Source organism: Flavobacterium cupriresistens, assembly GCF_020911925.1.
Taxonomy (GTDB): domain Bacteria; phylum Bacteroidota; class Bacteroidia; order Flavobacteriales; family Flavobacteriaceae; genus Flavobacterium; species Flavobacterium cupriresistens.
In genome coordinates this window covers 4,682,932-4,706,962 of record NZ_CP087134.1, presented here as the reverse complement: position 1 = coordinate 4,706,962, position 24,031 = coordinate 4,682,932, and the positions used below count along the sequence as shown (strand labels likewise).

Sequence of the window (24,031 nt, the reverse complement as noted above, 5' to 3'; positions counted from 1 at the left end):
CCAAAATCTTGTTAACGAATGAAAATGTACCTGTTCTTAAAAATTATTTTATTGCTATTGCTTTTTTGCCTTTCGATGGCCGGATATGCACAAACGGAAACTCCGAAGGATACTATTTCTAATAAATTAGATGAAGTTGTTATCGCTCAAAACAAAAAAACGTTTACTAATGCAAACGGAAATATAAAAGTAGACGTTGCCAATTCGGTTTACAATTCGATTCCAAATCCTGTTGATTTGCTTTCAAAACTTCCAACAGTTCAAGTAAGTGCTGATCGCGAAAGTATTTCGATTGTTGGTAAAGGAACGCCGCTTATTTATATTGACAATCAAAGAGTAGGAATGAATGATTTGAATGCTTTGGCTGTCGACGATATCAAAACAATTGAAATTATTAAAAATCCTTCTTCAAAGTATGAAGCTGAGGGGCGCGCCGTAATTTTAATTACTCGTAAACTAAGCAGAAAAGAGGGGTTTAAAACGGATATTTCTGAAACAGCTTCTTTTAAAAAGAATTACAATAATTATATCGGTTTTAATTCCAGTTTTAAAAAGAATAAGTTAGAATGGAAAGCCAACTTCAATTACAACCGAAGAAATCCGTGGGAGAATCATAGCATTGCTTATCAAATTCCGCAGGCAGCTATTGTTTCTAATTATGATGTTACAGCAATTTCTCGTGTGAAAGAATATATTTTTGGTACCGGTTTGTTTTATAAAATAAATGAAGAGGATTATTTCTCAATGAATATAAATGGAAAAATGAAAGCAGATGCTTTTGATATCAATACGTTTACTTTTAACCAAAATCAAGATCAGCAAAATAATGTTTTTACACTTAGTGATAATTCCAGCGAAAAGAATTTTATTAACTCATTTATGAATTATTCAAAAAGACTTAAAGCGATTGACACAAAGTTATTTGTTGGTATTCAGGGCTCCAATTTTAATCAGCATTTATGGAGTTTAGTCGAAAATAATTTTAATGATTCGGAGCTGGAATTATCACAAAATAGGAATCAGAGATTTAATGTTGATGTTTTTTCGGGGCGCATTAATTTAGAAAAAAAGTTTAAAAATGAAATGACTTGGGAATACGGTGGACTTTATTCTGCAGCAAAATCGAAATCTAATTATGATGTATTTGATTATGATGAAAATAAAACTACGACTTTCGATTATAATTTTAAAGAAATCAATTCAGGTGCTTATTCACAGCTTTCAGGAAAAATTAAAAAAATCGATTTTTCGATTGGATTGCGAATGGAAAACACAAATGTCAAAAGTAAATACAGCACAGACAATTCATCGTTAATAAATAAAAACTACACAAATTTTTTCCCGAAAGCGCTGTTTTCTTTTTCAATAGACAGTACAAAAAGTATAAGTGTAGATTATTCTAAAAGTATTTCGAGACCCAATTATTCTTCTTTGAGTATGATTGCAACCTATATTAACCCGTATTTTATTTATAGCAATAATATCAATTTAGGACCAACTTTTATCGATGTAATTTCGACGGTTTTTCAGTATCATGATAAATCTGTAAAATTGACTTTATACCAAAACAAAAATCCAATTTATGCTGATTTTATTTTTGATAATCAAAACAATGTTTTGACTTTTACGGAGAAAAATTTTCAAAAAGAATCAGGTTATACTATTGAATTTACAGTACCATTTACCTATAAAATTTGGACAAATACAAATTCTTTAATTTTCGCGACAAATAAAATAGAAGACCCTGCGGCAGTGTTTAATTCTACAAAAACCTATTTGTATTATTACTCGAATAATACTTTTAAACTTCCAAAAGATTTTACATTAGTTCTGTCCTTTTGGGGTGCAACAAAACAAAAAGAGGGCGTTTTTGAGCGAGGGGCAAATTTAATTTTTGATATGTCGCTCGCAAAAGCGTTTGGTAAAAACTGGAATTGTACTTTAAATTATAATGATATTTTTAGAAATACGATTTATACAGAAAGATTTACGATTAATAATATAAGTTCGAGAGCACGGTATTTAGTTGATGCTAATGAAGTTTCGATTACACTTAAATATTCTTTTGGAAAAATAAAAGAATCAGAATTCAAGGAAAAAATCGTTAATGAAAATTCAGATAGGATTAGATAAAAGAAAAAGCCCTTGTGAGTCAAGGGCTTTTTTATGTTTAAAAAGTTGAATGTGAAATGTGAAACTTGATAAAAATCAACAATCAATTCTTTTGTTGTCGTACTTACTCAAAATTAAATTATCCCACGAGTGTCACCCTGGGCGAAGTCGAAGGCTTATGAAACTAAAATAAGCTTGAATTTCTTTTATAAAATGTAAAATGCAAAAAACAAAAATCAAATGTTTTGTTCTCGACTATCCTTCGTCTTCTTCTGTAATTTTATTGGAGGAATCATCAACGAGTTCTTCGTCATCATCCGTAGAATTCAATTCGAAGAAGGTGAAAAAAGAACCTCCGTAGCTTTTCTGAAAAGAGAAATTGCTCAAATGCTCTAATTTGGTATACTTAGAATGTTCAATAATCATCATTCCGTCGTCGTGAAGCAAATCTCTTTCGAAAACCGTTAGTACTATTTTTTCAAAAGTAGCCTGATCTAAACCGTAAGGGGGATCAGCAAAAATAATATCGTAAGAGGTTTTGCAGTTTTCAAGGAATTTAAAAACATCACTTTTTGTTGCTGCAATTTCAAAATCGTATTCCGATGAAACTTGTTTGATGAATTTTACACAACCGAAATCTCCGTCAACAGAAGTAATTGGAGCACTTCCGCGTGAAGCGAACTCGAAACTGATATTGCCGGTTCCTGAAAATAAATCCAGCACCTTTAAGCCCTCAAAACTAAAATGATTGTTCAAAACATTAAATAATGCTTCTTTACTCATGTCAGTTGTGGGTCTTACCGGAAGGTTTTTTGGTGGAAAAATGCGGCGTCCTTTGTATTTTCCTGATATGATTCTCATGATTGAAATAGAATATAATGTTTTTGATTCTGAGTGGTAGAAAAGCTGTTTCTCTCTTGTAATGTGCTTACATCTAAAAAGGCAACATTACGAATGTATTTATACGCAATGGTATAAAAAGGATCATTTTTAGTTATCGTTCCTAATAATTCAAGGTGAAAACTTTCGGGATTTAAGCTCAATTGTTCTGCTGTAAAAAGTAAATAGTATATAAAATCTTCCGGTGTCTGATACTCGAAAGAATTGAATAGTAGTAATCTCTGGTTTTGTACCACGATCAGTTCGAAGTGATCGGGATTAAAATTAACGATCATTTTTTTATCGTCGTTATTTTTAGAAGCTTCCAGTATTTTTTCGATTAGAATGCTGTTCGAATGTTTGTAATCAAAAGAACCAATCTGATCGATCAAAAAGTTATTGATGTTGACATACGGGATATAAATGGTGTTCATTTCGTAATTTGAAATCTGATCATAGGTAAAAAAATCAGTTTCAAAAACCTTGGTGTTGTATTGTAAATAACTGCCCAGATAATTTTCGTCAAACAAAGCAGTAGGCACAAAAGTAGAAAGATTGTTGTTGTGTATCACCACAATATCATCATAGGCGTCTTTTAGTTCCGTGTGTTTCTTAAAAGCATCGCCATACAATTCTTCTATTTTGGACCCTTTTTGTGTAGGCGTAAATTCGACTTCATTAAACGAAGTAATGGTATTATTAAGCGTATCAAAACAACAAAATGAAAATCCGTTCAGAGAAACCTGAATAGAAAGTTTTTTGTATTTTTTTGATGTTATATTAGTGTTTTGAAATGGCATAATCTGATTTACAATTCGTTACCAGTTGTAGTGTCAAGAAAGAATTTAATTAAAAGACAAACTTACAAATTAAAAAGCAACAATAATAATTGCAATTTCAAAAAACAACATTTTGTTAAAGTTACGGCCTTGTTATATTTTAATTAAGCCTTGTTTTTTGTTTTGCTCTTTTTGAAAACTTTATGACCGAAATCGAGTTTAGACATTGGCATTGACTGTAAAAAAACCGTACTTTGTAGTTCAAATTTTTCCTATGAATTCAGCACAGTTTTACGGTGTTTTGCAAAAAAGATTTCCGTTTGCGCCAACTTATAAACAAGATATATTTTTTCAAAAAATCGCTATTTTCCTAACAGAACCGGCCAATGATACCATTTTTGTATTAAAAGGGTATGCCGGAACAGGAAAGACAACCGTGATCTCAACGATTGTAAACAACTTGGGGGATATCAATAAAAAATATGTTTTATTGGCGCCAACAGGACGTGCAGCAAAGGTTATTGCAAATTATTCGAATACACCTGCTTTCACGATTCATAAAAAAATCTATTTTCCTAAAAAGGCTTCAGGTGGGGGAGTAGCATTCACCAAACAAATCAACAAGCATAAAAATACTATTTTTATTGTCGATGAGGCCTCGATGATCTCAGACAGCAATTCGGATTCGAAATTGTATGATAATGGATCGTTATTAGACGATTTAATCTCTTATGTATATTCGGGGACCAATTGTAAAATGATTCTTCTTGGAGATACCGCTCAGTTGCCTCCGGTAAACTTAGATATTAGTCCGGCACTTGATATACATACTTTGGGTGCTCATTACGACAAAGAAATTGAACATATCGAACTTGATGAAGTAATGCGTCAGGAAGAAAGTTCAGGGATTTTATACAATGCTACCGAATTACGTGAATTATTAAAAGAATCATTTTTGACCGAATTTAAATTCAACGTAAAAAAATTCAAAGACATCGTCAGACTTACGGATGGTTACGATATTCAGGATGCTATAAATACGGCGTACAGCAATTATAGTATTGAGGATACGGCCTTTATAGTGCGTTCCAACAAAAGGGCGAATCAGTACAATGAACAGATTAGAACCCGGATTTTGTTTAAAGAAAGCGAACTTTCGGTTGGAGATTTCCTGATGGTGGTAAAGAACAATTACTTCTGGCTCAAAGAAACCGATGAAGCCGGTTTTATTGCCAATGGTGATATTATTGAAGTGCTGGAGCTTTTTGGAATCCGAGAGTTATACGGATTCAATTTTGCGAAAGTAAAAATCAGAATGGTCGATTATCCGGATCAAAAGCCTTTTGAAACCGTTTTAATTTTGGATACTATTAAAAGTGAATCTCCTTCATTAACCTATGAAGATTCAAATCGTTTGTACGAAGAGGTGATGAAAGATTATGAGGAAGAAACCACCAAGTACAAGAAATTTCAAAAGGTAAAAAACAACGAATATTTTAATGGTTTGCAGGTGAAATTCTCGTACGCCATTACCTGTCATAAATCGCAAGGAGGGCAGTGGGATACGGTTTTTATAGAGCAACCCTATTTGCCAAACGGAATTGATCGCGATTATATCAGATGGTTGTATACTGCTATGACACGTGCTAAAAATAAACTCTATTTAATTGGTTTTAAAGACGAGAGTTTTGTAGAATAGTTTAATTTATTTTTCAAAATCATACCTGACAGATTTTTAAAACCTGTCAGGTCTATAATTATAATTATTTAAAATTTATTTACTTTTCTGTAAATGATACGCATATAAATAACCATCAGCACTGCCAAAGTAAACGGTTTTATTACTTATAAACGGGGATGAAACTATGGAGCCAAGTTTGTAAAATTCATCCATAACCTTTTTGTTTTCGCTGTAAAGAGATAAATCGGCACCCTTAGCCGCATAGACAGCATCTAATTTATCGTCTTTTAAAATTTTGGCAGCGTTTTCTTTTCTGCTTTCAGTACTTATGGAGCTGAATTCTTTTCCGGAAGAAAGTAGGTTAAGCGCAAAGAAATTCCCTGTAAAATCCCCGAAATAGGCCGTGTTGCCCGCTATTGCAGGTGTTCCATACACATACCCTTTGGTTTCAAAGCGCGATAATTCTTTTCCTGTTTTTGAGTCTAAAGCCAGCAAAGCATAGGTGTCAGACGTTCCTACGTAAAGAATGTTGTTCAGAATCACAGCCGTACTTAATATCCAGGAGTTTTCCGCGTCATATTTCCATTCTAATTTTCCGGTTTCGGCGTCTACGGCAAAAATGTAAGGGTCTCTGGCGCTAAGATAAACCATGCCATTGGCAACGGCAACAGAAGATTGGATGCCTTTGAAACCTACTTTTTTTTGAGTTTCGAATTTCCATTTTTCTTTTCCGGTATCACAATTTAGGGCATACAAATCAGCGTCCCAACTCCCAATATATAAAGTGTTTTTGTTTATAACCGGCGTACTGTGAACAGCAGCATTGGTTTTGAATTTCCAGTTTAGATTTCCTTTTTTGGCATCAACGGCATAGACATTTCCGTCGCTGCTTCCGAATATAACCAAAGTTGATTTATTGTTTTTATAGACAACCGGAGATGACAAATAAAAATCCCATAATTCATCCATTACCATATCGTGTGGTTTCAACCCCAATATTCCCATTTCCTGGTACCAATGTTCGCCTGCTGTTTTAAATTTCCAAAGTTGTTTTCCGGTTGTTAGATTTACGGCATAATAATAACCGTCAAAACTTCCAAAGTAGATGGTATTTTCATAAATACTTGGTGAACTGTGAACAGCGCCATTGGTTTTAAATTTCCATTTTTCTTTTCCGGTTTTTTCATCAAGCGCATAAAAATTGCCGTCCTCACTGCCAACGTATACAATTCCATTTTTTGTAATTGGAGAGGAGAAAATTTTGCCTTCCGTTTTAAATTTCCATTTGAGATCACCAATGGGCTGATAACCTTCGCCTTTAAAGACACGATCTGAAAATGAATTTAAGATTGGAGAGTTTGTTTTTTGTGAAAAAACACTGGTACTGATCAGAAAGAAAGAAAATAAAATAAAACGGAATGTTTGTGTCATAATTTTTTTTTGCATAAAAATAATTATTTTTTGCATGCGAAAATTTATTTTGTAAGATATTAAATGATAATTGTTTAGGGAATTTGTTAGAATTTTTTGAATAGTATGTTGTAAATATATTTTTAAAACCTGCGACCGAATAGGTATATTTGTTTTCTATATTCCAACCTAAATTACAAGATCAAAATGAAAATAATAGCAGTTATTCCGGCACGTTACGCTTCTACACGATTTCCAGCCAAACTAATGCAGGATTTGGGAGGTAAAACCGTTATTTTAAGAACTTATGAAGCCGCAGTTGCCACTCAATTATTTGAAGATGTTTTTGTGGTGACCGATTCGGATTTGATCTTTGATGAAATTGTTTCTAATGGTGGGAAAGCCATTATGAGCATCAAAGAACACGAATCAGGAAGCGACCGAATTGCAGAAGCGGTAGCTAATCTGGATGTAGATATTGTGGTGAATGTGCAAGGGGACGAGCCTTTTACGGAAGCAGCGCCTTTAGAGCAGGTTTTAAATGCTTTTAAAAATGATCCCGATCGTAAAGTTGATTTGGCTTCATTAATGCGTGAAATTACAGATGAGGAAGAAATCAATAACCCGAATAATGTAAAAGTGGTGGTAGATCAATCGCAATTTGCCTTGTATTTTTCGCGCTCTGTGATTCCGTATCCAAGAGATAAAGATGTTGGGGTACGTTATTTTCAGCATATTGGGATTTATGCGTTTAGAAAGCAGGCTCTGTTGGATTTTTATAGTCTGCCAATGAAATCTTTAGAAGCTTCTGAGAAACTAGAACAGCTTCGTTATCTGGAATTCGGAAAACGAATCAAAATGGTAGAGACGACTCATGTTGGTATTGGAATTGATACAGCCGAAGATTTAGAAAAAGCCAGAGCTATTTTGAGTGCCAAATAGTTTTTTGTTGTAAGAAACTAAATTAAAAATAAGGAAAACTAAAAATGAAGTTTTGAGTGTAATACTCATTCTATCATACAGCAATAAATATCCAGAAGGTAAAGTAGAAGAGTCGCAAGACTTTTTCTGCTTTTACTAACTTCTACAATTCTGTACCTCTTCAGTTTTGCCCCTTCAATCTTAAGAATATCTCTCACAAGCTTTTTGAAATTTAAAAACCTAAAAATAGAAATATAAAAAACATAAAGACAGTTGTTAATTAGATATAAACAGTTGTATGTTTTTGTTAAGCTTAATGAAGCATTTTGTTTTTTTTCGTATCAAATAAATACAAATATTTAGATATGAAAAAAATAGCCTTACTTTTATTAGTAACAATTACTTTTGTTTCTTGCAGCAAGAGTGACGATCATTTGGAGAATTTTGTTAAAGAGTTTCCGGAGAGTTTAGTGAATCAGGATAAGCCATTAGGTACAGCTAATATCGATGGACAAACTCCCATTAATATAAATGCATCTTTTACCGAGAAGATAAGTACATTAGATCCTGTTATTCATTATGGCGCAATAACTTTAAGTAATATAGAGAATACAGAAGACAATTTAAAAGTAAATTTATCACAGGCAGATAAGACAGATAATTTTATAACCATTAAGGGGAATAAATATGAACTGCAGCAATTCCACTTTCATTATCATAGCGAACACAGTATTAATGGAGAATATGGTGTAATGGAAATTCATTTTGTTCACAAATCTTCAAAAGGTGCTTACGCAGTTTTAGGAGTGCTTGTTAAAAACGGAAAAGCAAATACTTCGCTTCAAACTTTATTTGATGGCTCTCCGAAACTTAAAGGGACTAATGCGTTGTCTAATCTGTTAAATTTGAATACACTATTGCCTGTTGATACGAATAAATATTATGCTTATAGTGGTTCATTGACAACTCCTCATTTAGATTTTACTTTAAACGAAGGCCCTTTAACTTGGTTTGTGTTTAAAAACCAGATTGAAATGACAAATGATCAATTTAAGAACTATCAAGGAAATTACAGTAAAGAAAATTTCCGTGTCATACAGCCATTAAATAACAGAAAAATATTTGAAAATATAAGATAATATTTTCATAAAAAAAATGCAGAGGAAAAAATGCGTTTTTAGTTACTGGTAAAATGTAGACCTATTTTTGACTGATTGAACTTTTGGTAAGCAGTAAATAGGAGAGTTAGATGCCAAAAAAAAGATAAAAAAATACCCGACTGGTTTTTTAAAACTTGTCGGGTATTTTTTTAATATAGGTCCTAGTATAAATTAGGATATTTAGAAGGATTAACTTCATTCATCATCGTATATACCTTTTCGAAAATATCTTCGGCAGAAGGTTTAGAGAAATAATCCCCATCTGTTCCGTAAGCAGGTCTGTGTGCTTTTGAAGCTAAAGTCTGTGGTTTGCTGTCCAGATATTTGTAGGCATCCTGTTCTTCCAGAATTTGCTGTAAAATAAATGCTGAAGCACCACCTGGAACATCTTCATCGATTACTAAAAGACGATTTGTTTTGGCGATACTTTTTACAATATCTTTATTAATATCAAACGGAAGTAAAGACTGAATATCGATTACTTCACAATCAATACCTAATTCTAGTAATTCAATTGCAGCTTGTTCTACCAATCTCAAGGTAGATCCGTAAGAAACTAAAGTAATATCTGCCCCTTCTTTTAGTGTTTCAACTACTCCGATTGGTGTTTTGAATTCTCCAAAATTAAGTGGTGTTTTTTCTTTTAAACGGTACCCATTCAAACATTCGATCACTAAAGCAGGTTCGTCACATTCTAAAAGAGCGTTATAGAAACCGGCTGCCTGAGTCATGTTTCTTGGAACCAAAACGTGAATTCCACGAATTGCGTTGATAATCATTCCCATCGGAGAACCAGAGTGCCAGATACCTTCTAAACGGTGTCCGCGAGTTCTGATAATTAATGGGGCTTTTTGTTTTCCAACCGTTCTGTATTGTAAAGTTGCCAAATCATCACTCATGATCTGAATAGCGTACAATAAATAATCTAAATATTGAATCTCAGCAATCGGACGTAAACCTCTTAAGGCCATTCCAATTCCCTGACCAATAATGGTTGCTTCTCTAATACCAACATCGGCAACACGAAGTTCACCGTATTTTTCCTGCATACCTTCTAAACCTTGGTTTACATCACCAATGTTTCCAACATCTTCACCAAAGATCAATGTTTCCGGATATTTACTGAATATAGCATCGAAGTTGTCACGAAGAATCATTCGGCCATCTAAGTCCGCTTTTGAATTCTCATCATATTCAGGAAGTACTTTCTGTACTGAAAATACATTTTCGGCAGAATCAGAATGTAAATTACTGCTGAATTTTACTTGTGTGGTTTTGATATAATTGGTAATCCAGTCAGACAATAAAACTTTACTGTTTGGAATCTCAATAAAACGCAGAATTTTTCTGGCGATTACCAGCATTTCCTTTTTCAAAGGAGATTTTATAGCACTTAATTCAGAGATGTATTTCTGAATTTTATCTTTATGATTGATACTGGCACTTGAAATTTGTTCCAATAAAACCAAAAGATTTTTTTGATCTTCAATAATTGGATTAATAAAAGAATTCCAAGCATCTTTTTTAGCGTCAAGGATTTCTTTTTTAATTTCAAAATCAATTTCAGCTAATTCTTCAGGAGAAGCAACATTGACAGCAATCATCCATAAACGCATTTGACGAATACAATCGAAATCTCTTTCCCAAGCCAGTCTTTCGGCATTTTTGTAACGCTCGTGTGATCCTGAAGTAGAGTGTCCTTGAGGTTGTGTTAATTCATTTACGTGAATTAAAACCGGTACATGTTCTTCACGTGCAATTGCTGCGGCTCTTTCATAAGTCGAAACCAGTTCGGCATAATCCCAGCCTTTTACTCTGAAAATTTCATATCCTTTTGCATCTTCATCACGTTGGTATCCTTTTAAGATCTCAGAAATGTTTTCTTTAGTGGTTTGATGTCTTGCGTGAACCGAAATTCCGTATTCATCATCCCAAACACTCATAACCATCGGAACTTGTAAAACTCCGGCAGCATTTATAGTTTCAAAAAATAAACCTTCAGAAGTACTTGCATTTCCAATTGTTCCCCAGGCTACTTCATTACCATTAACAGAGAATTTGTCTTTGACAGTGATTCCGTCAACGTTTCTGTAAATTTTTGATGCTTGTGCCAAACCAAGTAATCTTGGCATTTGCCCTGCAGTAGGAGATATATCTGAACTTGAATTTTTTTGTTTTGTTAAATCTTTCCAAGAGCCGTCTTCGTTTAAACTGTGTGTTACAAAGTGACCACCCATTTGCCTGCCCGCAGACATTGGATCAAAATCTATATCAGTGTGACCGTATAAACCGGCAAAAAATTGTTTTGGAGTTAATTCTCCAATAGCCATCATAAAGGTTTGATCGCGATAGTATCCGGAACGGAAATCACCGTTTTTAAAAGCTTTGGCCATAGCAAGCTGTGGAACCTCTTTTCCGTCACCAAATATTCCGAATTTGGCCTTTCCTGTCAATACTTCTTTACGCCCTAAAAGACTACATTCGCGGCTGGTTACAGCAATTTTGTAATCGTTTAACACCTCAGTTTTGAAATCTTCGAAAGTCAATGTAGAATTGTTTTTTTCTTTAATCATAATCTGGAATGGGTCATGTTAGGCGACAAAATTACTTAAAAAGTATCAATAATCATAATTCATTAAAGTAAATATAATTTAATTATTAATAATTAAATTGCTAAAACACTAGGGTTTTTTTATTGAATGTTTAATGATTTTGTGATTTTAGTGGTAATAATTTATGTTTTTATTTAAAATTTATTCAATTAAAACCATTTTCGGGTAAAAAGATTGACTAATGTTTTGGGAGAAAAAGTAACAACAAATCGTATTTTTTCGTCATAATTTTTTTGCGCAACCTCCCAACCATTATTAGAATAGATCGGAAAATACAATTCGAAGTAATCCGGAACCAGATTTAAGCGGATTCCACTATCATATGCAAAGTCTGTGGTTTGATGTTTGTTTTGCATGAAACCGATGTCACCGTAAGCCTCAATCCAATTCCAAATCGAATAACTTGCATTTAGCGTCGCCATCCATTGATTTGCGTATCGTGGTTCTATTTTAGATTTAAAACCACCTTCGGCTATTACGTATTGTTGGCTGAAAATTCCGGTACTTTCAGAACGGCCTAAAAAATTATAATCAAACATATAATCGGTTGGGCGGTCTAATCCAAAACTAAAATAATCAGAATCAGTCCTGTTGTATAAGAAGCTTCCGGCATATACACGTAAGTTTAGCTTTCGATTATTTTCAAATAATCTTCTGTATTCGATTTCTCCGGCCAGTTTTCCGAATCCGCTTGAAAATTGAACATCGGTCATAAAACTAAAATGATCGACCAATTCTGTTTTGGTATTCATATAACGAGCGTTAAAAACAGAATAATTCGGATTTGAATTATCAGTAATGTATTTACTTGCTTCGCGATTTACAATAACTTGACGAACCAGAATAAGTTGTTTTCGGTTGTCTCTGAAATTTTCTTCACGAATTCTAAGCTGTACCATCGGATTTAATCTGAAATAAGTGGCATCCGGTGCGTAATGAAAATAATTTTGGCTAATGGAATATCTAACATTATAAAGTGTACTGTTTCGATAATAATGATTTAACGAAAAAGCAGAAGAACCGGATAAAGTACCGGCATTAATAGAATAAGCCGGATTAATGTCGAAGGTAAACGGTTTGTCTAAAATGGTTTTGTTGTGAAAACGCATTCCGGGCGTTAGACCATCATAATAATTATAGGTAAGCGTTGGAACATATAAAATCTGATTGTAATACGGATCTTCAAGATCTTTTGCGAAATTAAATTTTATTGGACGGTTGGTGATCACCAGACTTTTTAGAGATTTCCAGTTGTTTCTTAAGTTGTATTCTGGAACCTCATTGTCATAATTCAAAACTATTTTGTCGGCTTTGTTTCTGTTAAAATGATAAATCGAGTCGTTACTTGAAGGCTCAATCCATTTTTTGAAAACAACTTCGTTTTTTTTAATTCCATAAACCGGAATTGGGACAAAGTTGCCTGTTCGGTTTCTTATCGAAAATTGTATGCTGTCTTTGGTTCTGGTGACATTCGAAAATTTGTAATCAATAATATCACGGGAATCAATAATGGTTTTGAAAAACCAATCGATTTTTTTAGGACTGTTTTGAGTTAGTATTTTTTCGAAATCAAATCTGTTAACTTGTTGTTTTTTATTTAAATCATAAAATTCCTGAACACTTTTAGGGACAATGTCATGATTTAGATAGTTGTCTAAATAACTTAAACTTAAACCCGCGCGATATTTACTGGCAATCTGCTCGTTGAATTTTATCAATGTATTTTTTGGGTCTCCAAGTGGCTGATCCAGATTTTTACGAGCCATCAGCATATAATAATAGCTGTATTGCTCGTTAAAAGTCAGATTAGCAATATTGTAACTCTTAAAAAGTCTCATGTTCGAAAGACTTCCAAGCATTTTTTGATCCATATGGTTTTCGTCCATGTATTTCATCATGGCATAGATCTGAATACCGTCCTGAATCCAGTTGTCTTTTCTGGAGTCTAAACGGAGACTATTCTTGAGATAATTGTTTAAATAAGTCTTTAAGAAGGTGATCTCGAAGATAAATTCATCTGAAAATGGACTGATAAAAGACGGTAACTGATTTAACCCGTAAAAAGGATTTCGGTCATAATCGGTTTGAGAAACGGTGATTTTTTGATGTGGATAGGTGCCAATAAAGTTGTTTGCAAAAGTGACTACCTTGTTTATGACAATCGCTTTTTGGATATCGTTAAGTTTTTTGTTTTTTAGATTAGAAAGAATTTCAATGGAGCCATTCTCATAGCTTTTGAAACTATTTTGCTTTTCGATAAACAAATTAAAATCAGTTCTGTTGGTTCCGGAAAAAGTATAGGTAGTCGATTGTGGATTTGTAAGATCTGTAGTAATCGAATTTAAGTCGGTTGTAATCGAATACGTATTCGGAATTTTTATTGCAATTTCATAAGCACTAGCAGCATTTACAATATCATCCAGATTAAAATTATTGTATTTTATAAAAGTGTGATTTTCATATCGGGCGGGACTCAAAAACCAGTTTTTAAGGTTCATTCCACCATTTTGATCAAAACCATAATGAGTGAATTTATCGCTTGGAACCTTAGAAATATAACTAAGATGAAGCTCAACTTTTTGATTCGGGAGTAGTTTTTGCTTTAGTTTCACCACGATAAAGTCAGGATTTCTCTCGGTTCTTTCCCATTCAAAAGCCATGTCATTAGCATCGAGTAAATTCAGAATTGTAGTATTTCCCCTTTCTTGGTCGTTGGCCAGATGAAAACCACGATAAAATTCATCAGAAAATAGCCTGGCAAGTGGCGTGTTTTTATTAGAAAAAGCATTATTCCAATCATTTAAAACAATTGAATCTAAAGTGTCATTGGAAGTATTGTAAAAAACAATATCCTGTTTTACATTTAAAGTTTTTAGTTCAAGGTTTACAGCCACTTCCATCTTAGATTGATGTTGCGCATATTGTTTTACTGAATTGAATAAAACTAAAACGAAGAAAATTCTTTTATAAAATGATCTCAAGTTGGCTTAAATTTTTTTAGCTGTTTCTTTAATTTACGAGCGTAGATTTTTTTTTGACTTTTGTAAAAATAGTATAAAAAAAAGCTGTTTAAGAAAACAGCTTCATTTTTTTTGCATTTCGTAATAAATTTTAACCATAAAAGCGATGTAAATTCATAATAAATTAATCTTCGTTAAGCTTGTTTCTCAAATGCGCTTACATTACTTATGTGGTTAAGAAAAAGTTTAGAAATTCGGGCTCAAATCGTATTTCTTATAGAATTTGTCCAGAACATCTACTACTTCGTCTTCAGTATCTACAATTTTGAATAAGTTTAAATCTTCCGGGCTTACTGTTTGCATTTTTTCTACAAGTACCGTTTTTACCCATTCAATCAATCCTGACCAGAATTCAACTCCAACTAATATAATTGGGAATTTTCCAATTTTTTTAGTTTGTATTAAGGTGATAGCTTCAAACATTTCGTCTAAAGTTCCAAAACCTCCAGGCATTACTACGAAACCTTGAGAATATTTTACGAACATTACCTTTCTAACAAAAAAGTAGTCAAAATTAAGGTTTTTGTCGTGATCAATATAAGGGTTAAAGTGTTGCTCAAAAGGCAATTCGATATTCAGACCAACTGAAGTTCCTCCGCCCAAATGCGCGCCTTTGTTTCCAGCTTCCATTATTCCGGGACCACCTCCTGTGATTACACCATAACCTGCTTTACTAATTTTAAAAGCAATTTTTTCTGCCAGTAAATAATATTTATCATCTGGCTTTGTTCTTGCAGATCCAAAAATCGATACACACGGACCAATACGTCCCATGCTTTCATATCCATTTACAAATTCAGCCATGATTTTAAAAATCGCCCAGCTGTCGTTTGTTCTGATTTCATTCCATGTTTTTTGCTTCAAACGATCTTGGATAATTTTATCCTCATCGTTGTCAAAATCTTCTAATCTCATTTTTTGTGTATTATTAATTTATTTTTCAGGAGCTCGTTCCTGCTGTACATTCTAATCTCTTGTGGTCCCCAATAGTTATAGGGATCAAAGCAATAAGATTTCCTCTTTCACTGGAGCTAAGGCATCAGTTTTTGATTCAGCTTTATCTTTTTATCGATTAAAGTTGATTTTTTTTGATTAAAAAGGGATACTAAATTAACTCTTTTTTCGAGAGTTGGTGCAAAAAAACTTATTTATTAACCAAAATATAGCGATGGAAACAAGTTTTTTAAATTTTGTTTCTCATTATCAATTAATTAAAGTAATCGTTATTGTGGGGTGCGTACTATAATTTTAATTTAGAATGTTAGATAAGTTCTTTTTTCAAAAACTTAGCCGTAAAGCTTTTTTTACTTTTAACTACTTCTTCAGGTGTTCCTTTTGCGATAAGTTCTCCACCACCTTTTCCGCCTTCCGGGCCAATGTCTATAATATAATCCGCGAGTTTAATAACGTCCATATTATGTTCGATTACCAGTATGGTGTTTCCTTTATCAACCAGTTTATTGATTACGTCCATCAAAACTCTGATGTCTTCAAAATGTAAACCTGTTGTAGGCTCGTCCAGTATATAAAAAGTATTTCCGGTATCTTTTTTAGACAATTCCCCAGCTAGCTTTATACGTTGCGCCTCACCACCTGAAAGCGTTGTGCTTTGTTGTCCAAGTGTAATATAGCCTAAACCGACATCCTGAATTGTTTTTACTTTTCGATATATCTTTGGAATGTTTTCAAAGAATGGCACCGCTTCATCCACTGTCATATTCAATACATCTGATATAGATTTTCCTTTGTATCGAATTTCTAAAGTTTCTCGGTTAAAACGTTTTCCCTGACAGGTTTCACATTCCACATAAACGTCAGGTAAAAAGTTCATCTCAATTGTTCTTACACCGGAACCTTCACAGGTTTCACAACGTCCGCCCTTTACGTTAAAGCTAAAACGTCCGGCTTTATAACCGCGAATCATACTTTCGGAAGTCATAGTAAACAGATTTCTGATTTCTGTGAAAACTTCGGTGTAAGTCGCTGGATTCGAACGTGGTGTTCTCCCAATCGGACTCTGATCAATATCAATTACTTTGTCAATATGTTCAAGACCTTCGATCTTTTTATAAGGTTGTGGTTTTTTTACGCCATTAAAATAATAAGCATTCAGAATCGGGTAGAGGGTTTCGTTTATCAAAGTCGATTTTCCACTTCCGGAAACTCCTGTAACACAAATTAGTTGGCCTAAAGGGACTTCAATGGTTACATTTTTTAAATTATTTCCAGTCGCTCCCGAAAGTTTCAAAAACTTACCGTTTCCTTTGCGTCTTTCTTTTGGAATCTCCAACTTCATTTTGCCATTCAGATATTGAGCGGTAATCGTGTCAGATGCCAAAGTTTCTTTCGGAGTTCCGATACTGATAATTTCGCCACCGTATTTTCCGGCTTTTGGCCCGATATCAATCACATAATCGGCTGTTTCGATCATGTCTTTGTCATGTTCAACCACAATAACCGAATTTCCTATATCGCGTAACTGTTCTAATGAACGAATCAGTTTTTCATTGTCTCTCTGATGAAGACCGATACTTGGTTCATCTAATATATACAAAACACCCACTAGTTGTGAGCCAATTTGTGTTGCCAGTCGAATGCGTTGCGCTTCACCACCTGATAGTGATTTTGAACTTCGACTTAAAGCCAGATAGTTCAAACCAACATTCATTAAAAAATTCAGACGGTCTTTGATTTCTTTTACCACTTCAGAAGCAATCAACAGTTGTTTATCTGATAAATGGTTTTCTAAATCTAAGAACCAGGCTGTTAAATCAGAGATGTCCATATCACACAATTCGGTGATGTTTTTGGTATTGATTTTAAAGAATAAAGCTTCTTTTTTCAAACGTGAACCTTCACAAACCGGACAGTTTACTTCGTCCATGAAATCTTTGGCCCAACGTTTTATGGTTGTAGATGGACTCTCGTCATATTGATTTTTGATAAAATTTGAAATACCTTCAAAATCAATTTTATAATCGCGAGTAACACCTAAATCTTTTGAGTTTATGGTAAATTTATCTTTTCCGCCATGTAAAATCATGGTCATAGCTTCTTCCGGAATCTTCTCGATTGGATCTGTTATCTTAAAACTGAATTTTTCTCCAATGACTTCTAATTGCTTAAAAATCCAAGAGGATTTGTATTCTCCAAGTGGTGCAAAACCACCGGCTTTAATAGATAATTTAGGATTCGGAATAATCTTTTTGACATTGATTTCATGTACTGTTCCCAAACCATTGCAATGCGGGCAAGCTCCTTTTGGGGAGTTAAAAGAAAATAAATTAGGCTCCGGATTTTGATAAGAAATACCAGTTGACGGACACATCAGATTTCTACTGAAATAACGTACTTCATTGGTGTCTTGATCTAGAATCATCAATACATCTTCACCATGATGCATTGCAGTATTAATGCTTTCTGCCAATCGTTTTTGATTGTCGGCAGTGTCTTCAATTAACATTCGGTCTACTACAATTTCAATATCATGGGTTTTGTATCGGTCTAATTTCATTCCCGAAACTAAATCCTGTACTTCGCCATTGACGCGAACTTTCAGAAAACCTTGTTTTGTAATTTGTTGGAATAATTCGGCATAATGTCCTTTTCTGGCTTTAATAACCGGAGCAAGGATATTGATTCGTTTTCCTGTAAAATCCTGAATAATTAAATCCTTGATTTGTTCATCAGAATACGAAACCATTTTTTCGCCCGTATTATAGCTGTAAGCATCTGCTCCACGTGCGAAAAGTAATCTTAAGAAATCATATATTTCAGTAATGGTCCCAACAGTTGAACGAGGGCTTTTACTGGTTGTTTTTTGTTCAATCGCAATTACGGGAGAAAGTCCGTCGATTTTATCAACATCAGGACGTTCTAAACCGCCAAGAAATTGTCTCGCATAGGCAGAAAAAGTTTCTACATAACGACGCTGACCTTCGGCGTAAATAGTGTCAAATGCCAAAGAAGATTTTCCCGAACCTGATAAACCGGTAATAACAACCAGTTTTTCACGCGGAATCGAAATATCTATATTTTTTAGATTATGAACTCTTGCACCAAGAACTTCAATAGTATTGTCTTTTTCTAACATATATTTTGAGCAAAAAGCAAAGTTACCATTTTGATTTATTCTTTTTATACTACGCTGCAGAAGTTTATGTTATAAATTGTAACAAAAAACGCTAATAAAAATTAGCGTTTTCTTTTTCGGGTAGCCATATATTCTTCTATAGCTTCTTTGGTAGTATACCAGTTTCGGCCTTCTTTGTAAGCGTCTATTTTGCCTGTTCTGGCAAGTAAACTTACATATTCCTGACCATAAGGTGTCTCTGGCTCGCTAACAATATCAGCTATTTTTTGAAAGTTGGTATCGCTGTCCGGCATAGCATTTAGATAAATATTGAGCGTACGTTCTAAAGCCTGACACATCAAAAGTATTAGTTTTTGATAGTTTCCTGTATTAGCCTGATTTAAGGCTTCGTAATACTTTTTCCTGTCATTTTTAAGAATAATTGCAGGTGGAAACCCACAACGCATCAATAGTAAATTCATGCTTAAACGCACAGTACGCCCATTACCATCAAAGAAAGGATGAATCCAGACTAATTTATGATGGTAAATAGTAGCCAGTTCTATATCATTAAGTCCTAAAGGGTTTGTATTAATAAAATCAATTAGTTCGTCTAGATAGTCAGAAACCTTGTTTGCATTTGGAGGCATAAAATTGGCACCGGAAATACGGACCCCCCCATTGCGTAAACGTCCTGCAAAATCGTCTTCAATAGAGCGTAAAACCAAACCATGTATAGAGAGTATATCAATACTTCTAAGTTTGTAAGTATCATCAACAATAGAGTACAGGTAATCAATAGCCTTGTCATGGTTATGAGTTTCAAAGTGTTCTCTTAAAGATTTGCCTTTTATGGTAATCCCTTCCTGAATAACCATTTGGGTTTCTCGCAAACTCATAGTATTTCCTTCTATACTATTGGAGTTATAGGTCCATTCTAAAGAAAGGCTTTCACGAATTTTATGCAAAGCGATGTTTGGCAAGGGTCTGCTGGTTTGCAAATCCTGCCTTTTCTGATACAATCGTTCAAAGGTTGATTGAAATTCGTTTCTATATATTAGGTCTATATTCCACATAACCACAAAGATACTTTTTATTATCGGATAATAAAATTTTTTAACTTATCCGATATTAAGCTTACTCGATGGTCATAGCTCTTAGCTTAGTTCGATAGGCTTCAAGTGCTATGGATTTGGAAATAAAGCCGTAATATTTTTCATTTCGTACGACTGGAATAAAAGCTGTTTTAGTTTTTTCAAATTTACTCATAACAATTTCCATGCTGTCATAAGAGGATATGGTAGCAAGTGGAGTTTTCATGACGTCTTTTATCAAGGTGTATTTTACACGGTAACTATTAAAGATGATTTCTCGAATATCATTAAAGTGAACCACACCAACAAGATCTTTTTCGTTATTCACAACGGCAAAAACAACTTGATTAGAGTGGGAAATAAGATCGACGAGTTTGGTTAAATTCTCATCAGGATGTACGGTTAAATAATCTGTCTGGATAATAGAATCAATATCAAGAGTCGATAATATGTTTGAATCTTTATTGCTGGTAAAAGCATGTCCTTTTTTGGCTAATCCTTTTACATCGAGGGAATGTTTTTCGAATCGCTTGGAGATAGCAAAACTAATGGAGGATATAATCATCAAAGGAATCATTAGTCCGTAACCTCCTGTTATTTCGGCGATTAAGAAAATGGCTGTTAGAGGCGCATGAAACAAACCGCTTAGGATTCCGGCCATTCCGACCATCGTAAAATTACTAACTGGTAAGTTTGTAAGCCCAGTCATATTAACTAATTTGGAGAAAAAATAACCAAGATAAGAACCTAAAAAGAGGGCAGGAGCAAAATTACCTCCATTTCCACCGCTTCCGATAGTTAAACCGGAGGCTAAAACTTTTATCATTAAGGTACATCCAACAAAGATGAGGAGCACCCAATTATTGTCTCGGTATTCACTAAAAAGGGTATTGTCTAATAATTTTCCGGGATCACTTTCTGATAGCGTTTTTATACTTTCATAACCTTCTCCAAAAAGAGTAGGGAAAATAAAAATCAGAACAGCCAGCATAGAAGAACCTATTAAAGCCTTTTTATAGGGGCCCATTTCCAGTTTTGAAAAGTAATGTTCAACTCTCTGAAAATTTCGAGAATAATAAATAGCAGCAAGACCGGTAAGTACTCCTAAAATTACATAAAAAGGAGTATTGTGATAATTAAAAGTTTGTTGTTGTTTAAAAGATAATAAGATGCTTTCATCCAGTAAAATAGCAGAAACAATTGCCCCTGTTGCAGCAGAAATCATAATAGGGGTAAAAGCAGAAATACTTACGTCTACCAACAAGACTTCAATAGCAAAAAGAACCCCGGCAATCGGAGCGTTAAATGCGGCCGAAATCCCGGCAGCTACACCGCAGCCAATAAGTAAGGTTCTGTCTTTATAAGGAAGTTTATAATTTTGAGCAAAATTAGATCCAAAAGCAGCACCTGTAATTACAATTGGACTTTCCAAACCTGCAGAGCCTCCCAAGCCAACAGTTAGGGAGCTAGTAATAATTTGAGCATACATTTGTTTCTTAGGGATGATACTTGCTTTTTTGGCAACTGCATAAAGGATTTGTGAAGTTCCTTTTTGTATGGTTCCGCTTAGTACTTTTTTGACAACTAAAACGGTTAGCAAAATTCCAATAATAGGAAGTAAACTATTGATGAAACTCAATTTAAGTATCCCATTGATATAAGTGGCAAATGAAAATACGCTATGGGCAAATGTTTTTAAAACAATTACCGCAAGAGCACAAGAAATACCAATTAAAACACTTGATAAAAAAATAAATTGCTTTGGTGTCATTAGCGATTGCCCCAAAGCAATTATGCTTTCTAGTCTTCTGAAATATTTTTTTAGCATTCTGTTTTAAAAATTATGGATACTACAAATTTAAGTTATAATCTTTAAAAAACCAGTAAAAAAAGGGAACTAAATTAAAACCCGGCTGCTTTATCGTCACCACGGAAGTCAGCGCCACCCTCTAAATTTTTATTTGGCAATACCAGAATAGCATCCACTTTTCCAATAATTGGAGTAGATTTTTCGTTGATCAAATAGTTTTTAGATTTTAGTTTTTCGATGGTCTTAGTATCGAAAGTATCAGGTTCAAAAGTAATAAGATCAGGTAACCACTGATGATGAAAACGAGGTGCATTTACAGCTTCCTGCATGCTTAAGTTGTATTCGTAAACATTTAGAATGGTTTGTAAAACAGAAGTTATTATCGTAGACCCGCCTGGAGTACCTACTACCATAAATAGTTTACCGTCTTTCTCAACAATTGTTGGAGTCATAGAACTTAACATACGCTTTTGAGGTGCAATACTGTTGGCTTCATTTCCCACCAAACCAAACATGTTCGGGGAACCTGGTTTAGCACTGAAATCATCCATTTCATTATTCAAAAAGAAACCTAATTCATCGCAATAGTATTTAGAACCATAAGCATCGTTAAGGGTTGTAGTCGCAGCAACAGCATTTCCAAATTGATCTACAATCGAATAATGTGTTGTTTCGGTACTTTCATTATAGGTAATTTTCCCCTCTTTTATTTCGGAAGATAAACTGGCTTTTTCCGGATTAAAAGTTGACATTCTGTCTTTTAAGTAAGAACTATCCATTAAAGCTTTTGTTGGAACTTTTACAAAATCCGGATCACCCAAGTATTGACTTCTGTCTGCATAAGCTCTTCTTTCAGCTTCAACAATGATTTGAATAGATGCATCAGAATTATGTCCTAATTTAGATAAATCATAAGGTTCGATCATTTTTAAAATTTGTGCCAGACAAATTCCGCCACTGCTGGGTGGTGCCATAGAAGTGATCTTTAAATCTTTATAAGTAAATTGAAGTGGTTTTCTCCATTTTGCTTCATATTTCGCCAAATCCTCAAGGGTTATAATTCCACCTTTTTTCTGAAGATAATCGACAAGAATTTTGGCAGTTTCTCCTTTGTAGAATTCATTTCTTCCATTTTTTTGAATCCTTTTTAAAGTTTTCGCTAAAGCGGAATATTTAATAGTATCGTTCTCCTTGAAATTTCCCGCGAGTAGTGTTTGCTCTCCGTTTATTTTGACAATACTTTCATGATAATTTTTTAAGTTTTTTTCTTGTTTTTGCGTTACAACTACCCCTTTTTCAGCAAGAGCAATTACGAGTTTTAGAATTTCGGACATAGGCAGTGTTCCTAGCTTTTTATGAACAGCAAAAACACCGGCAACAGTACCCGGTACTCCAATAGCAAGAGCAGTTTCCGTACTTTTTCCTTTAATTACATTTCCGTCTTTATCGAGAAACATATCTTTTGTGGCTGCTAATGGCGCTTTTTCACGATAATCCAACGATCCGACTTCGCCATTTGCTTTTCGGTAAACCATAAACCCGCCGCCGCCGATATTTCCGGCAAACGGAAAAGCAACGGCAAGCGCTAATTCAGTACCAACCATGGCATCAAAAGCATTACCGCCTTTTTTCATGATTTCAACACCTATTTTGGATGCTTCTTCACGGGCAGAAACCACCATTGCTTTGGTAACGACTAATCCGGTTGGTTTTGCTGGAGTCTGTTGTGCTGAGCAGCTAATATATAATAAGGTAAACAGTAGTGTAACTTTTCTCATAATAAGAGTAATTTTTGTTTTGAATGTTCTTTTATATCTTCAAAAAAGAGCGTAAATTCCTGCTCGAATTCAGTATAAAATTCTTTTAATTCGGCACTGGCATACTGCATTTTTGATTCGTTTTTTGACCTTCGGTCCATTTGGGTTAAAATCTGATGGATTCCTTCAACCGTCTGATAACTTAAAAGCCAGTTTCTCTGAATCATATAAGGCATTAGATCCTGCGTTTTTTCAGTGAGAATAGCATAGTTTTCGTGTAACGATCGATAAAATCGGTTAATGAAAGTTTCCAGTTTTTCATCTGAATATTTCGTCCAGTTTTTGGCTAAAAAATGATCGTAAACAATGTCTACAATCACACCCGAGTAATGGTGGTATTTGTCATGTAACCTTTTGGTACTCTGTCTGAAAACAGTATGCGAATCGGTATAAGTATCAATCGATCGGTGCAGGATAATTCCTTTTTGGACATCCTCCGGAAAATGTTCAAATTGTTTTCCACGAATTCCATCGGCCATAAAATTGCCGATTTTTATTAAATCATTGTCTCCTGACAGATAAATGTGTGCTAGGAAATTCATGCTTTTTTGAGTTAGTATCATTTCGATGTTTCGAAAGCGATACGTTTATTTTAGTAAATGTATAAAAACTTTTTAAATCATTTTGTTATAAAACTTAGTATGTAATAGTAAGGATGCTTTAA

15 protein-coding genes are annotated in these 24,031 nt (G+C 34.0%); 4 read left to right on the top strand and 11 right to left on the bottom strand.

All coding sequences use genetic code 11. The features are described 5' to 3' along the window. Window positions 1–18 precede the first annotated feature (18 nt). Window positions 19–2,133 (top strand): outer membrane beta-barrel family protein, encoded by a 2,115-nt coding sequence (locus LNP23_RS18850; RefSeq protein ID WP_230002402.1) that lies wholly within the window; start codon window positions 19–21, stop codon window positions 2,131–2,133. A 234-nt stretch (window positions 2,134–2,367) separates the two neighbouring features. Here LNP23_RS18850 and LNP23_RS18845 read toward each other — a convergent pair whose 3' ends face one another. Continuing rightward, a complete protein-coding gene (locus LNP23_RS18845; RefSeq protein ID WP_230002401.1) occupies window positions 2,368–2,973 on the bottom strand; it encodes an RsmD family RNA methyltransferase in 606 nt (201 codons plus the stop codon). Beyond that, window positions 2,970–3,791 carry a DUF3822 family protein gene (locus tag LNP23_RS18840; protein WP_047779024.1) on the bottom strand — a complete coding sequence of 274 codons (822 nt, stop codon included), beginning with the start codon at window positions 3,789–3,791 and terminating at the stop codon, window positions 2,970–2,972. The genes LNP23_RS18845 and LNP23_RS18840 overlap by 4 nt, the downstream gene beginning before the upstream one ends. Window positions 3,792–4,044: 253 nt before the next feature. On the opposite strand from LNP23_RS18840, the gene LNP23_RS18835 reads away from it, so the two are divergent. Continuing rightward, entirely contained in the window at window positions 4,045–5,469 is a 1,425-nt protein-coding gene (locus LNP23_RS18835; RefSeq protein WP_230002400.1) for an ATP-dependent DNA helicase, read from the top strand. A gap of 75 nt (window positions 5,470–5,544) precedes the next feature. Here LNP23_RS18835 and LNP23_RS18830 read toward each other — a convergent pair whose 3' ends face one another. Beyond that, window positions 5,545–6,897, bottom strand: a complete 1,353-nt coding sequence (locus LNP23_RS18830; protein WP_230002399.1) for an outer membrane protein assembly factor BamB family protein — start codon at window positions 6,895–6,897, stop codon at window positions 5,545–5,547. 171 nt (window positions 6,898–7,068) lie between these two features. Here LNP23_RS18830 and kdsB point away from each other — a divergent pair, with 171 nt between their 5' ends. Both kdsB and LNP23_RS18820 read left to right on the top strand, forming a co-directional pair. Continuing rightward, complete coding sequence (gene kdsB / locus LNP23_RS18825; protein ID WP_230002398.1) at window positions 7,069–7,803, top strand: 3-deoxy-manno-octulosonate cytidylyltransferase; 735 nt, start codon at window positions 7,069–7,071, stop codon at window positions 7,801–7,803. A 344-nt stretch (window positions 7,804–8,147) separates the two neighbouring features. Then, window positions 8,148–8,921 (top strand): carbonic anhydrase family protein, encoded by a 774-nt coding sequence (locus LNP23_RS18820; RefSeq protein WP_230002397.1) that lies wholly within the window; start codon window positions 8,148–8,150, stop codon window positions 8,919–8,921. Between the two features lie 182 nt (window positions 8,922–9,103). Here LNP23_RS18820 and LNP23_RS18815 read toward each other — a convergent pair whose 3' ends face one another. The 8 genes from LNP23_RS18815 to LNP23_RS18780 all read right to left on the bottom strand — a co-directional run bounded on the left by LNP23_RS18815 (window position 9,104) and on the right by LNP23_RS18780 (window position 23,909). After that, the gene (locus LNP23_RS18815) at window positions 9,104–11,515 is read right to left on the bottom strand and encodes an alpha-ketoacid dehydrogenase subunit alpha/beta (RefSeq protein WP_047779029.1); all 2,412 of its coding nucleotides are present in this window, start codon (window positions 11,513–11,515) and stop codon (window positions 9,104–9,106) included. A gap of 188 nt (window positions 11,516–11,703) precedes the next feature. Further along, the gene (locus LNP23_RS18810; protein WP_230005168.1) at window positions 11,704–14,454 is read right to left on the bottom strand and encodes a gluzincin family metallopeptidase; all 2,751 of its coding nucleotides are present in this window, start codon (window positions 14,452–14,454) and stop codon (window positions 11,704–11,706) included. Between the two features lie 306 nt (window positions 14,455–14,760). Continuing rightward, entirely contained in the window at window positions 14,761–15,489 is a 729-nt protein-coding gene (locus LNP23_RS18805) for an LOG family protein (protein ID WP_047779031.1), read from the bottom strand. A gap of 346 nt (window positions 15,490–15,835) precedes the next feature. Then, window positions 15,836–18,667, bottom strand: coding sequence for an excinuclease ABC subunit UvrA (uvrA, locus tag LNP23_RS18800; protein WP_230002396.1), 2,832 nt, complete (start codon window positions 18,665–18,667; stop codon window positions 15,836–15,838). A 101-nt stretch (window positions 18,668–18,768) separates the two neighbouring features. Further along, complete coding sequence (locus LNP23_RS18795) at window positions 18,769–19,722, bottom strand: Fic family protein (protein WP_230002395.1); 954 nt, start codon at window positions 19,720–19,722, stop codon at window positions 18,769–18,771. Between the two features lie 61 nt (window positions 19,723–19,783). Beyond that, window positions 19,784–21,568: a chloride channel protein gene (locus LNP23_RS18790; protein WP_230002394.1), complete on the bottom strand. Its 1,785-nt coding sequence runs from the start codon at window positions 21,566–21,568 to the stop codon at window positions 19,784–19,786. Window positions 21,569–21,642: 74 nt separating this feature from the next. After that, on the bottom strand, window positions 21,643–23,328 hold the full coding sequence (gene ggt / locus LNP23_RS18785; RefSeq protein WP_230002393.1) for a gamma-glutamyltransferase: 1,686 nt from the start codon (window positions 23,326–23,328) through the stop codon (window positions 21,643–21,645). After that, window positions 23,325–23,909 carry an acyl carrier protein phosphodiesterase gene (locus tag LNP23_RS18780; protein ID WP_230002392.1) on the bottom strand — a complete coding sequence of 195 codons (585 nt, stop codon included), beginning with the start codon at window positions 23,907–23,909 and terminating at the stop codon, window positions 23,325–23,327. The genes ggt and LNP23_RS18780 overlap by 4 nt, the downstream gene beginning before the upstream one ends. Window positions 23,910–24,031 lie beyond the last annotated feature (122 nt).